Raw genomic sequence first — 13,144 nt, 5'->3', positions numbered from 1 at the left:
GCGCGCGGGCGAGTCGCTCGCCGCCGCCGACGAGCCCGAGGCCGCCGAGGCGCTCGCGACCGGCGGACCGGTCGCGGGGGAGCGCCCGCGCACCACGCGCGGCATCTCGTACGCGACCACGGCCCACCCGGTCGGCCTCGCAGGCGCGAAGCCCTACGGCGCGCTCGTGCGCCACGTCGCGGTCCAGGTCACCGAGGCGCCAGGCAAGATGGAGGTCGAGTTCATGCGGCTCGCCGAGGACCTCCTCGGCGTGCTGTGCCGCGCGGCGCTCCGTGACCGCGACGGCCGCCCGTTCTCGACCACGCGCACCGCGGGCGACGGCGTGATGCGCATCGGCGCGGACGGACGCGTCGCGTACGCGAGCCCGAACGCGGTGAGCATCATGCGGCTGGCCGGCGCGGAGGAGGTCGCCGGCGTGAAGGCTCCGGAGCTGCCGGGCGGCGGCCAGGGCATCGCGCCGGTGTCGGGCGCCGGCAACGCCGCCGCGGCCGAGATCGAGTTCGCGGGCCGGTCGCTGCTCTACCGCACCATCGCGCTCGACTCGGGTGCGTTCGTGCTCGTGGAGGACACGACCGAGGCACGCCGCCGCGTACAGGAGCTCAAGGTCAAGGACGCGACCATCCGCGAGGTCCACCACCGCGTGAAGAACAACCTGCAGACCATCGCGTCGCTGCTGCGGCTGCAGGCGCGTCGCGCCGGCAGCGATGACGCGCGCCGCTCGCTGTCGGAGGCGGTCGAGCGGGTCGCGTCCATGGCGGTCGTGCACGACATGCTCTCGGCCGCCGATGACGAGCGCGTCGACCTCGGCGCGGTCTGCCGCACGGTCGTCGACCAGGTGCGCCAGGGCCTCGAGGGCGAGAACCCCGGCGTGTCGGTGCTCGTCGAGGGTGAGACCGGTCCGGTGGACGCCACGGTCGCGACGCCGATGGCGCTCGTGACCGCAGAGCTCGTGCACAACGCCATCGAGCACGGCTTCGAGGGCAAGCGCACCGGGCTCGTGCGCGTGACCGTGCGCCGCCTCCCGGGCGAGCTGCACCTCCAGGTCCGCGACGACGGCGCCGGCCTGCCCGACGGTTTCGACGCTGAGTCCTCGGGCAACCTCGGCATGGCCATCGTGCGCACGCTCGTGCACGACGACCTGCGTGGTACGCTGGCCTTCAGGAGCGCGCACGGGACCGTGGTCACGGTGCGCGTGCCGCTCGCCGGCTGACCGAGGAGCACTGCTGAAGGCCGCCGTGACCAAGCCTACCGCCACCGCCACCGCCACCGCGCCGCGCCCGCTGTCGCGCGCGCTGCGCGCCGCCGTGCTCACGGCGTTCACGCTGTCGGGCGCCGCGTCGCTCGTCTACGAGGTCGCGTGGACGCGCGAGTTGTCGGTGCTGTTCGGCTCGACCGTCTACGCCGTCTCGACGATGCTCGCCGCGTTCATGGGTGGCCTGGCGCTCGGCTCGGCGATCGGCGGGAGGATCGCCGACACCTACGAGTCGCGCCTCGTCGACTGGCTCGGCGGGATCGAGTACGGCATCGGGGCGTTCGGGCTGTTGTCGGTGTGGCTCATCCGCGGCGTCCTGCCGCCGCTGTTCTACTCGGCCGCCCGCGGAGGCGCCGGCGCGTTCTTCGCCGCCGAGGTCGGGCTGTCGCTCGTGGTGATGCTCGTGCCGACGACGATGATGGGCACCACGCTGCCGGTCGTCTCCAAACTGCTCGTCCGCGGCTACGGCGACGTGGGCCGCGAGGTGGGCTTCGCGAACTCGGCCAACACGCTCGGTTCGCTCGCCGGCTCGCTGGCCGCCGGCTTTCTGCTGATCCCGCTGCTCGGCGTGCGCGGCGCGATCCTGGCCGCCGCGGGCCTGAACCTGGCGGCGGGCACGTGGCTGCTACTCGCCGGCGGCCGCGGGCGCGGTCGCGCCGGCGCGGTGCTCGGCGGCATCGTCGGGTTCGCCGTGATCGCGGCGTCCGCATGGGCTGCCGATCGCCTGCCGCCGAGCCCGGTCATCATGTCGCGCTACCCCACGTACGCGGAGTACACGCGTGCGATGGACTCGTTCGCGACCATCTTCGACCGTGAGGGCGCGTACAGCCGCGTGACCGTGCTCGAGGCGTCGGGCACCGCCGGCGGCGCGCCGGTGCGGATGCTGCGCAACGGCGGCTTCGTCGAGGGCTCCGACAGCGCCGAGGACGTCGGCACGACCGGCCTGCTCGCAGCGCTGCCGCGCGCGTACGCTCCCGAGGCTCGCTCCGCGCTCGTCATCGGCCTGGGTACCGGCTACACCGCGCTCCGCATGCTCACCTACGAGATCGACTCGGTCGACACCGTTGAGATCAACCCGGACGTGGACGATGCGGCGCGGTCGTTCGTCGGCGGCACCCTGCACGCCGACCCGCGCTGGCGGCTCGTCGTCGGCGACGCCCGCACGCACGTGGCGGCATCGCCCGGGTCGTACGACGTCGTCACCTCCGAGCCGAGCTGGCCGCTCGCGACCTCCTCGGCTCAGCTGTTCACACGCGAGTTCTTCGCGAGCGCCGACGCGTCGTTGCAAGACGGCGGCGTGTTCGTCCAGTGGCTGCCCGGCTACCTGCTCACGGACCGGGACTTCCTCGTGATGTACAAGACGTTCTCGCAGGTGTTCCCGGACAACACGGTGTGGGGCATGGTCGACCCGAACGTCAAGGTGGGAGCGGCCGACGTCTTCCTCGTCGGCTTCAAGGGCGCGCGGCGGGGCACCGACGACGAGGCCCGCGCGTTCGTGCGCGACTACCTCACCAGCGTGGGCCTGCCTGCGGACCGCGCGCGCGAGATGGAGAACGTGTCCGAGTTCGCCGCGCGCGTGCAGCGAGACGACATCGCGGTCAACACCGACGACCGCCCCGTGTTCGAGTTCGCGGTCGCGCGCAACGCGGTCGCCGCGCTGGCGGCGCGGTAGGGGAGGCGCGACACAGGCATGCGTGTGCTCATCGCGGAGGACGAGGCCATCATCAGGATGGACCTGCGCGAGATGCTCGAGGAAGAGGGCCACGAGGTCGTGGGCGAGGCGCGCGACGGCGCCGAGGCGGTGCAGCTGTGCGGCACGCTGAAGCCCGACATCGTGTTCATGGACGTGAAAATGCCCGGCACCGACGGTCTGACCGCCGCGCGCGCGATCGGCGAGACCCAGACGGCGCCCGTCGTCATGGTCACCGCGTTCTCGCAGGCGTCGCTCGTGCGCGAAGCCGCCGAGGCCGGCGCGATGGCCTACCTCGTCAAGCCGTTCTCGAAGGCGGACATCATGCCCGCCATGGAGGTCGCGGTCTCGCGGTTCGCCGAGATGCGGGCGCTTGCCGACGAGGTCGCCGACCTCGGCGAGCGGCTCGAGACGCGCAAGGCCGTCGAGCGCGCGAAAGGCGTGCTGATGGCGCGCGGGCTGTCCGAGGCCGACGCGTTCCGGCGCCTCCAGAAGCTTGCGATGGACAAGCGCCGGCCGCTGCGCGAGATCGCCGAGGCGGTCGTGCTGGCGAGCGAGGCGGAGGCGGGCGGGTAGCGGCCCGACCGCCGTCGGGCAGGGCGCCTCCGCCGCAGTCGGGCGCGTGGCGTCGCCGTTTCCTATGCATTTCCGACCCCTTCCCATGCGCGCCCGACCCTGATACACTCGCTTGCGCACCGGCGCGAAGGCGCGCCGCACATACGCACCGAGCAAGGACGCTCGTTTCGGCCGATCAGGCCTGAAGCGGGCGTTTTCGTTTCCAACGGCACGAGAGGACGGCAAAGGCACCATGGGCGAGTTCGCGGTCTTCTGGGGATGCACCATCCCCGCGCGGTTCCCCTTCATCGAGAAGGCGACGCGCCTGGTCATGGGCGACCTCGGCGCGCAGATCCGCGAGTTGGAGGGGCACACCTGCTGCCCCGAGGGCGTGCTGGTGAAGGGTACCGACGAGGACGCGTACTTCACCACCGCCGCACGCAACCTCGCGCTGGTCGAGAAGGCCGGCCTCGACGTGATGACCCCGTGCAACGGCTGCTACTCCACCTTCATGGAGGCGCACAGCCACCTCGCCACCGACTGGCGCATGCGCGAGCGCATCAATGAGCGGCTCGCTCCCGAGAACCTGCGCTACGACGGCAGGCTCAAGATCTCCCACTTCGCCGAGTGGGTCTGCGACGAGCTGGGCGGCGCGCTCGTCGCGTCGAAGGCCAAGACCCCGCTGTGGGGGATGCGGCTGGCCGTCCACTACGGCTGCCACCTGCTCAGGCCGCAGCCCGCGGTGCGCTGGGACGACCCGCTGCACCCCACCAAGGTCGAGTCGTTCCTGACCGCGATGGGCGCCCGCGTGGTCGACTACCCGACGAAGATGCAGTGCTGCGGCGGCGCGCTCGACCGCGTCGGAGAGCGCGAGGCGTCGCTCGCGTTCTGCCGCAACAAGCTCTACGACCTCAAGGCCAACGAGGTCGACGCACTCGTGGTCGTGTGCCCGAGCTGCTTCCAGCAGTTCGACCTGAACCAGGCCGCGCTCCAGCGCGCCAACGAGGACATCGACATCCCGGTCTTCTACCTCGCCGAGCTCATCGCGCTGGCGTACGGGTATGAGCCGTCTGAGATGGGGCTGGACATGCACCGCGTGTCGGTTCGGCCGTTCCTCGACAAGTGGGGCGTCGCCCAGGGCGACAAGGCGGCCGTGTCCAAGGAGTTCGATGTCGCGCTGCTCGGCAAGTGCTACGCCTGCCAGGCGTGCAAGGACGACTGCCCGGTCTGCAAGATCGACCCGACCTTCCAGCCCACCGAGATGATCGGCCGGCTGCTGCGGGGCGAGATGGACGGGGTGGTCTCTGAGGGCGCCGCGTTCAAGTGCTTGGAGTGCTTCACCTGCCAGGAGCTGTGTCACAGCCACATCGGCATGGCGGAGACGTTCCGCAAGCTCAAGGAGGTCGCGCTGGCAGGCGAGGGCGGGCCCGACTCGGTGCGCCAGGCATACGCGACCTTCCTGAAGACGGGCACGCTGGGCGCCCCGCGCGAGAGCGCGCGGGCGAAGCTCGGCATGGGGCCTCTGCCCGCGAGCGGCGGCGACGTCATCGCGCGGCTGATGGCCGAGGAGAGCGCCGGGGACACCGGCGCTGCGGGCGTCGAGCCGGTCGGCGCCGGGTGCGAGGAGTGAGCGACATGACCTACGACATCGACAGCTGGCGTGGGTTCGACCCGACGCGCTACCGCGAGGAGTCGCCGTTCAAGATCCACGGCGGCTGCGGGCTGATGGGCATCTGCGACGAGTCCGGCTCGCTGATGAGCGGCGAGACCGCCATCCGCGCGATGGCGATCCAGCACGACCGCGGCAACGGGCTCGGGGGCGGCTTCGCCGGCTACGGCATCTACCCCGAGTTCGCCGACCACTTCTGCTTCCACATGATGTACCACGACGCCGAGGCCAAGGCGCGCGCCGAGGAGGTCTTCGCCGGACGCTTCCTCGTCGACATCGCCGAGCCGATGCCGACGCGGGCAACCCCGGGCATCGGCGAGCCGCCGCTGCTGTGGCGCTACTTCCTCAAGCCCGACCCGGGCAAGCTCGAGGAGTCCGGCATGAGCGCCGAGGATTTCGTCGTCCACGCGGTCATGCTCATCAACGGCACCGTCGACGGCGCGTTCGTGGCGTCCTCGGGCAAGAACATGGGCGCGTTCAAGGGCGTCGGCTATCCCGAACAGATCGCGCACTTCTATCGCCTCGAGGAGTACGAGGGTCACACCTGGGTCGGCCACAACCGCTTCCCGACGAACACGCCGGGCTGGTGGGGCGGCGCGCACCCGTTCACGCTGCTCGACTGGTCGATCGTGCACAACGGCGAGATCTCGAGCTATGGCATCAACAGCCGTTACCTCGAGCAGTTCGGCTACAGGTGCACGCTCGGCACCGACACCGAGGTCGCCGCGTACCTCTTCGACCTCATGCTGCGCCGCCACAAGCTGCCGATCTCGCTGGCGTGCAAAGCGCTCGCGAGCCCGCTGTGGTCCGAGATCGACCGCATGCCGGCCGCCGAGGCCGAGGTCATGCGCTCACTGCGCGCGGTCTACGGCCCCGCGATGCTCAACGGTCCCTTCGCCATCGTGCTCGGCTTCAACGGCGGCATGGTGGCGCTCAACGACCGCATCAAGCTGCGCCCGCTCGTCGCGGCGCGCACCGGCTCCGTGATCATGGTCGCCTCCGAGGAGTCCGCGATCCGCAGCGTCATGGCCGAGCCGGACCGCGTCTGGGCGCCCAAGGCCGGCGAGCCGGTCATCGCGCGCGTGGCGGGCATGGACTGGCCGATCCACGGCGACCTGCACCTGTCGGCGTCCGAGATCTCATGCGCCGTGACCGCGGGCGCCGAACCCTGCGAGACGGTGGAGGTGGGCTGAAACCATGCCGCAGACACTCATCCAGCCCGAGTTCCGGGTCAAGATCGACTACGACAAGTGCCACAAGTGCGGCCGCTGCGTGCAGCAGTGCGGGTGGGGTGCGTACGCGTTCAACGAGCGCCCGCTGCCCGACGACAGCAAGTGCCGTGCGTGCCACCGCTGCGTGACGTACTGCCCGGCGCACTGCATCACGATCGAGAAGAACCCGCTCGCGTACCGTGACAACGACAACTGGTCCGCGGCGCTGCGCAAGAACGTCTGGAAGCAGGCCGAGACCGGCGGCGTGCTGCTCACCGGCATGGGCAACGACAAGCCCTACCTGCGCATCTTCGACCACCTCGTGCTCGACGCGTGCCAGGTGACGAACCCGTCCATCGACCCGCTGCGCGAGCCGATGGAGCTGCGCACCTACGTCGGCCGCAAGCCCGACTCGGTCGAGGTCGAGCCGGACGGCGAGGGTGGCTTCCGCCTCGCGCCCGGTGCGGGCATGACGAACAACATCATGCTCGAGACGCCGATCATCTTCTCGCCGATGTCGTACGGCTCGGTGTCGCTGAACGTCCACAAGTCGCTGGCGATGGCGGCCACGCGGCTCGGCACGCTCATGAACACCGGCGAGGGCGGCCTGCACGCCGACCTGTACCCGTACGCGGACCACGTCATCGTCCAGGTCGCGTCGGGGCGCTTCGGCGTCGACCCCGAGTACCTCAACCGCGGCGCGGCGATCGAGATCAAGATCGGGCAGGGCGCCAAGCCGGGCATCGGCGGGCACCTGCCGGGCGAGAAGATCAACCGCGAGGTCTCCTCCACCCGCATGATCCCGCAGGGCACGGACGCCATCTCGCCCGCCCCACACCACGACATCTACTCGATCGAGGACCTGCGCCAGCTGATCTACTCGCTCAAGGAGGCGAGCGGCTACAAGCCGGTCGGCGTGAAGATCGCCGCCGTGCACAACGTCGCGGCGATCGCGAGCGGCATCGTGCGCGCGGGCGCCGACTACGTCTACCTCGACGGCTTCAAGGGAGGCACGGGCGCGGCGCCGCAGGTGATCCGCGACCACATCGGCATACCGGTCGAGATCGCCATCGCGGCCGTCGACCAGCGCCTGCGCGATGAGGGCATCCGCAACAACGCGTCGATCGTCGCCGCGGGCTCGATCCGCTCTTCCGCGGACGCCGCCAAGGCCATCGCGCTCGGTGCCGACGTGGTCGCGATCGGCTCGGCGACGCTGATGGCGCTCGGCTGCCACCTGTGCCAGGGGTGCCACACGGGCTGTTGCTCGTGGGGTCTGACCACACAGAAGCCCGAGCTCACCCGGCGCGTCGACCCCGAGTGGGGCGCCGAGCGGCTCGTCAACCTCGTGCACGCGTGGAGCCACGAGCTGCAGGAGATCCTCGGCGCGCTGGGCGTCAACGCCGTCGAGTCGCTGCGCGGCTCGCGCGAGCGGCTGCGCGCGATCGGCCTCGACGAGCAGACCTGCCGGATCCTGGGCGTCAAGCCCGCCGGGATGTAGGGGAGGCCACGATGGGACCCACACGCGAGATGGACCTGACCGCTCCGTTCGAGGGCTACCTCAAGGTCGCGCCGAAGGTCACGGTCAAGGGCGACACCGCCACGATCGAGGCGCGCGACGTGTACTACAAGGAGATGAACGAGGCGGTCCGCGCGGCCGTGGGATCCGGCGCGAAGAGCGTCGTCATCCGCGACGTCAACGGCCAGCGGTACATCGGGACCGGCATCAAGGCCCCCGGCGTGCGCATCGAGGTCCACGGCACGCCCGGCAACGACCTCGCGATGTTCATGGACGGCCCGGTCGTCGAGGTGTTCGGCAACGCGCAGGACGGCGTCGGCAACACGATGAACGCCGGCAAGGTGATCGTCCACGGCGACGCCGGCGACGTGCTCGGCTACGGCATGCGCGGCGGCCGCGTGTTCGTGCGCGGCGACGTCGGCTATCGCGTCGGCATCCACATGAAGGCGTACGAGGGCAACGTGCCGGTCATGGTGTGCGGCGGCAAGGCCCGCGACTTCTTCGGCGAGTACATGGCCGGCGGCCTGCTCGTGCTGCTCGGGATGTTCGGCGGGCAGGAGGGGCCGCTAGTCGGCGGCTACTGCGGGGCCGGCATGCACGGCGGCACGATCTACCTGCGCGGCGAGGTGGAGTCGTGGCAGGTGGGCAAGGAGTGCGGCATCTTCACCGCCACCGACGAGGACCTGGCGGAGCTCACGCCCGTCCTCGAGGAGTACTGCGCGGACCTTGACGTGGACATCGCCGAGGTGCTCTCGGCGCCGTTCACGAAGCTGGTGCCGGTCTCGCACCGGCCGTACGGCAAGTTGTACGCGTACTGAGGCGGCCCCCCACCCTGTCGCCTCTGTAGCGCGAGCCGGCGGGCGTCTCCGGATGACGGGGGCGCCCGCCGCGTCGCGTCCGGAAGCCCGGCCGACGGCGGGGTCCGCGTGCCCTACAGCTTGATGTAGACCCGCTTGCGGTCGAGCGCCCACGCGACCGCCATCCACAGCGCGCACTGGGCCGCCGACAGCGCGAGCGACGCGCCGGCCCCGCCGAGTGCCGGCTCGAGGATCCGCCCGAGCGCCTCGATGCCGTGGAACCGGCCCGCCTCGGCGGTGAAGGGCAGGTAACGCAGGCCGACGATGAGCACGTTGCTCGCGATGTACAGTGCGAGCGCGTTGCGGCCGGTCGGCACGAGCCAGCCGAGCAGCTTCGTGCGCCCGGGCGCGTCGGCCGCGAGGTAGAACGCGAGGATCGCCACGCCGCACGCCGCGGAACTGACCAGCACGAACGTCGAGGTCCACAGGTACTTGTTGAGCGGCACCCACGGCGACAGCGCCAGCCCGGCGGCCAGCATCGCCGCGCAGCCGGCAGCAAGCGCCGGCAGCCGCTCGCCGCTGCGCGCGTCGCCCGCCAGCAGCTTGCCGAACGCGAGCCCGAGCAGCATCTGCGCCGCGGACGACAGCACGCCGAGCAGGCCTTCCGGGTCGAAGCCGCTGCCCTTGTACGTGTGAGCGACGCCGAGCAGCCCGCGGTCGAGCCACCCGGCGATCGTGGCGTGCTTGGCCACGGCGATGGTCTCGGGCGTGGAAGCCGCGGCGACCCATCCGCCCGGCGTCACGCTTCCGGCGGGCACCCACAGGAGCAGCGCGGTGTGCACGGCCAGCATCGCGAGCGCGGTCGCCACGAGCGTGCGCGGGCGCAGCCGCAGGAGCGGCCAGGCCACCAGCGTGGCCAGCGCGATGCGCTGCAGCACACCCATGTACCGCAGCGGCAGGCCGTACTTCGCCCAGTTCAGCGCCAGCCCGAGTGCGAACAGCAGCGCGATGCGCCGCAGCAGCGTCGGCGCCGCCTTGCGCATCTCGGCCCACGACGTGAGCCCGCGCGTCGAGAACGCCATCGAGACGCCCGCGATGAAGATGAAGGCGGGGAACACCGAGTCCGGCAGCTTGAAGCCGTGCCAGTGCGGGTGCACGAGGAACGCGAACGGCCCGGCCGCCAGCGCGGTCGCGTTCGCGGTGTGGTCCATGAAGATCATGAGCAGCACAGTCAGGCCGCGCACGGCGTCGATCGACACCAGGCGTCCCGGCTTGCTCGTCTGGGCCTTCGCGGTCACGGCGCCCCTGTCGCTCGCACTGCCCCCGCGAGGGGAGGATTGCGTCATCATACATGGTGCTCGCAGCCTCCACCGCCACGGGAGGGCCATGCCCGTCGTCAGCCGCAAGCGTGCCCTCGCCGCCGTCGCCGTGATCGGCGGAGCGGTGACGGCCGCCCTCGCGGCGTACGCGGCGTGGCGCGCGCCGATCGCGCCGCCGCTCGCGCCGGGCACCGCCATCGTTGTCAGCCCGCACCCGGACGACGAGACCTACGCGATGGGCCAGACGATCGCCGCGAACGTGCGCGAGGGGCGTCGCGTGATCGGCGTGCTGTGCACCGACGGTGAGGCGTCCCAGTACGCGACCGCGTGGGCGCAGGGGCCGGCAGGAGCGGACGTCGACGGCGACGGCGACCGCGACCGGTGGGACTTCGGGCTCGCGCGCCGAGGCGAGTACCGCGACGCGATGGGCGCGCTCGGCGTCACCGAGCTGCGCTTCCTCGGCCGAGCGCAGTCGCACGGGGCGACCGGCATGCCGGACAGGGGCGTGACGGCGGCCGCGGTCGCTGCCGCGCTCGAGGGCGTCGCCGCGCCGCAGGGGGCGGTCGGGTACCTCGCGCCCGCGGCGTACGGCGGCGGCGGGTCGCTGGCGAGCCTGCGCGGAGACTCTCAGCAGCGCCCGGACCACGACGCCGTGCACGACGGGGTCGTGCAGGTCACCCGGTCGGATACGGACCGCGCGTGGTTCTTCGGCGTCTACGTCTACGGCTCGCGGGCCTCGCGGCGGGTCGCGCCGCGGTTCGTGTGCGGCACGGACGCGGACGTGGCCGCAAAACGGCGTGCGATGGACGCATACGCCGACCTCGGCGCTCTGAGCACCAAGGAGATCTTCGCGGGAGCGTCGGCAGACACCCGCGAGTACCTCTACGAGACGCTGCCGTAGCGCCCTGCGCGGCGCCTCCGCAACGGGGTATCTATCGCGTAACAGCCCCGAAACACGCGCGCCTCTAGACTGCACTCATCAAGGGTCGGGAAGGGCCGCGTCGCGCCTCCTTTGCGACCGGGCCGATGAGTCGAGGAGGTTGTTGAGCATGGCACCGAGGTTCGACAAGCAGTACGTGATCAAGACGGTGGAGGAGCGGGGCATCAAGTTCGTCCGCTTCTGGTTCACCGACGTGCTCGGCGTCCTGAAGTCGTTCGCCGTCACGGACTCGGAGCTCGAAGGCGCCTTCGAGGAGGGCATGGGCTTCGACGGCAGCTCGATCGACGGCTTCACCCGCATCCAGGAGTCGGACATGGTCGCGTTCCCGGATGCCTCCACGTTCCAGGTCATCCCGTGGCGTCCCGAGGAGCAGGGCGTCGCACGCCTGTTCACCGACATCACGAAGCCCAGCGGCGAGCCGTTCGAGGGCTGCCCCCGTCACGCGCTGAAGCGGATGCTCAAGAAGGCCGCGGACATGGGTTACACGATGTACGTCGGTCCCGAACTCGAGTTCTTCTACTTCGCCGACGACCAGGGCACCGAGGTCCTCGACCAGGGCGGCTACTTCGACCTGACCCCGCTCGACATCGCCAGCGACCTGCGCCGCGACACGGTGCTCACGCTGGAGAAGATGGGCATCCCGGTCGAGTACTCGCACCATGAGGTCGCTCCTTCGCAGCACGAGATCGACCTGCGCTACGCGGACGCCCTCACGATGGCGGACAACGTCATGACCTACCGTCTGGTGGTCAAGGAGATCGCGTACGCCAACGGCGTGTACGCGACGTTCATGCCGAAGCCCATCCAGGGTCAGAACGGCTCCGGCATGCACACGCACCAGTCGCTGTTCACCAAGGACGGCAACGCGTTCTTCGACGCGAGCCAGCCCGGCCACCTGAGCAAGATCTGCCGCCACTACATCGCCGGTCTGCTCAAGTACGCGCCCGAGTTCTGCGCGGTGACCAACCCGCTCGTCAACTCGTACAAGCGCCTGGTCCCCGGCTACGAGGCCCCGACCTACGTCTCGTGGGCGCAGGCCAACCGCTCGGCGATGGTGCGCGTGCCGCTCTACAAGCCCGGCAAGGAGGCCGCGACCCGCATCGAGCTCCGCTCGCCGGACCCCTCGTGCAACCCGTACCTGGCGTTCGCCGTCATGCTCGGCGCCGGCCTGAAGGGCATCGAGGAGCAGCTGGAGCTCATGCCCGAGGCCACCAACGACATCTTCGAGATGTCCCAAGACGAGCTCGACGCGGCGGGGATCAAGACCCTGCCCAAGAACCTCGGCGAGGCCATCGAGTTGTTCGAGCACTCCGAGGCGATGAAGGAGATCCTCGGCGAGCACATCCACAGCTTCTACGTCGAGAACAAGAAGGCCGAGTGGGCCGACTACATCAAGCACGTGACCGCGTGGGAGATGGACCGGTACCTGAGCGTCATCTAGCATGACTCACCGATAGGCACGGCAACGGCGCCGGGCGAGGGCTCTCCTCGTCCGGCGCTGTCCGTACCGGGCGCCGGAGGCGTAGCATCGTGCACGTGAAGAGCGTCCACATCGCGTCCGACGACGCACACACCCGTGCCTGGGTGCGCGAGGCGGTCACCGGGCTCGACTTGCGCGTGTCTGAGGGCGGCAGCGCCGACCTCGTGTCCGCGCTCGCGAGCGGGGGGGTCGACCTCGCCGTGGTCGACGGCGGGCACGCTCCCGAGGCGCTGCTGCAGAAGGTCGAGCGCGCCGCGGCCGACGGCGCCGAGGTCTCCGCGCTCGCGATCGTGGAGCCCGACGCGCTCGGCTCGCTGCGCCTGCCGGTGCGCCTGCCGTGCGACTTCCTCGTGCGCGGCGCGTCCGCCGAGGAACTGTCCGCCCGCGTGCGCGCGCTGCTGTGGCCCGGCGAGGAGGCGACCGACGCCGACATCGTGCGCGTCGGCGACCTCACGCTGAACCTCGCCACCTACCAAGCGACCATCGCCGCGACGCCGGTCGACTTCACGTACCTCGAGTACGCGCTCTTCGCGTTCCTCGTCACGCATCCGAACCGCACCTACGGGCGCGAGACGCTGCTGCGCCGGGTGTGGGGGACCGAGTACTACGGCGGCTCGCGCACGGTCGACGTGCACGTGCGGCGCATCCGCGCGAAGCTCGGGCCGGAGCTGGCGGGACGGCTCGAGACGGTGCGCAACGTCGGCTACCTCTGGAA

10 protein-coding genes and 1 pseudogene are annotated in these 13,144 nt (G+C 70.9%); 10 read left to right on the top strand and 1 reads right to left on the bottom strand.

The window, feature by feature from the left end; translation table 11 throughout:
* The 7 genes from FDZ70_01960 to FDZ70_01930 all read left to right on the top strand — a co-directional run.
* On the top strand, window positions 1-1,210 hold a 1,210-nt coding region (locus FDZ70_01960; protein ID TLM80152.1), incomplete at its 5' end, for a sensor histidine kinase.
* 25 nt (window positions 1,211-1,235) lie between these two features.
* The gene (locus FDZ70_01955; protein ID TLM80151.1) at window positions 1,236-2,924 is read left to right on the top strand and encodes a hypothetical protein; all 1,689 of its coding nucleotides are present in this window, start codon (window positions 1,236-1,238) and stop codon (window positions 2,922-2,924) included.
* A gap of 18 nt (window positions 2,925-2,942) precedes the next feature.
* The gene (locus FDZ70_01950; protein ID TLM80150.1) at window positions 2,943-3,518 is read left to right on the top strand and encodes a response regulator; all 576 of its coding nucleotides are present in this window, start codon (window positions 2,943-2,945) and stop codon (window positions 3,516-3,518) included.
* Window positions 3,519-3,750: 232 nt separating this feature from the next.
* Window positions 3,751-5,127 carry a hypothetical protein gene (locus tag FDZ70_01945; GenBank protein ID TLM80149.1) on the top strand — a complete coding sequence of 459 codons (1,377 nt, stop codon included), beginning with the start codon at window positions 3,751-3,753 and terminating at the stop codon, window positions 5,125-5,127.
* Between the two features lie 5 nt (window positions 5,128-5,132).
* Window positions 5,133-6,359, top strand: coding sequence for a hypothetical protein (locus FDZ70_01940; protein ID TLM80148.1), 1,227 nt, complete (start codon window positions 5,133-5,135; stop codon window positions 6,357-6,359).
* Between the two features lie 4 nt (window positions 6,360-6,363).
* On the top strand, window positions 6,364-7,875 hold the full coding sequence (locus FDZ70_01935) for an FMN-binding glutamate synthase family protein (protein ID TLM80147.1): 1,512 nt from the start codon (window positions 6,364-6,366) through the stop codon (window positions 7,873-7,875).
* A gap of 29 nt (window positions 7,876-7,904) precedes the next feature.
* Entirely contained in the window at window positions 7,905-8,711 is an 807-nt protein-coding gene (locus tag FDZ70_01930; protein TLM80153.1) for a hypothetical protein, read from the top strand.
* A gap of 806 nt (window positions 8,712-9,517) precedes the next feature.
* Here FDZ70_01930 and FDZ70_01925 read toward each other — a convergent pair.
* Window positions 9,518-10,207, bottom strand: a pseudogene (locus FDZ70_01925) (DUF1624 domain-containing protein).
* Here FDZ70_01925 and FDZ70_01920 point away from each other — a divergent pair.
* From FDZ70_01920 to FDZ70_01910, 3 genes are all read left to right on the top strand, one after another.
* Window positions 9,900-10,910, top strand: coding sequence for a hypothetical protein (locus FDZ70_01920; GenBank protein TLM80146.1), 1,011 nt, complete (start codon window positions 9,900-9,902; stop codon window positions 10,908-10,910). The pseudogene FDZ70_01925 and the gene FDZ70_01920 overlap by 308 nt on opposite strands.
* Window positions 10,911-11,052: 142 nt before the next feature.
* Window positions 11,053-12,390: a glutamine synthetase gene (locus FDZ70_01915; GenBank protein TLM80145.1), complete on the top strand. Its 1,338-nt coding sequence runs from the start codon at window positions 11,053-11,055 to the stop codon at window positions 12,388-12,390.
* Between the two features lie 89 nt (window positions 12,391-12,479).
* Window positions 12,480-13,144 (top strand): response regulator transcription factor (locus FDZ70_01910; protein ID TLM80144.1); only part of this gene is annotated, 665 nt, incomplete at its 3' end.

Source organism: Actinomycetota bacterium (genome assembly GCA_005774595.1).
GTDB lineage: Bacteria > Actinomycetota > Coriobacteriia > Anaerosomatales > D1FN1-002 > D1FN1-002.
This window is presented reverse-complemented; position numbering and strand designations above follow the sequence as displayed.

Bases quoted from the DNA above. Each gene is read 5' to 3' on its own strand.
- FDZ70_01930 (TLM80153.1), top strand. From the start codon at position 7,905: ATGGACCTGACCGCTCCGTTCGAGGGCTACCTCAAGGTCGCGCCGAAG.
- FDZ70_01945 (TLM80149.1), top strand. From the start codon at position 3,751: ATGGGCGAGTTCGCGGTCTTCTGGGGATGCACCATCCCCGCGCGGTTC.
- FDZ70_01935 (TLM80147.1), top strand. From the start codon at position 6,364: ATGCCGCAGACACTCATCCAGCCCGAGTTCCGGGTCAAGATCGACTAC.
- FDZ70_01950 (TLM80150.1), top strand. From the start codon at position 2,943: ATGCGTGTGCTCATCGCGGAGGACGAGGCCATCATCAGGATGGACCTG.
- FDZ70_01940 (TLM80148.1), top strand. From the start codon at position 5,133: ATGACCTACGACATCGACAGCTGGCGTGGGTTCGACCCGACGCGCTAC.
- FDZ70_01920 (TLM80146.1), top strand. From the start codon at position 9,900: ATGAAGATCATGAGCAGCACAGTCAGGCCGCGCACGGCGTCGATCGAC.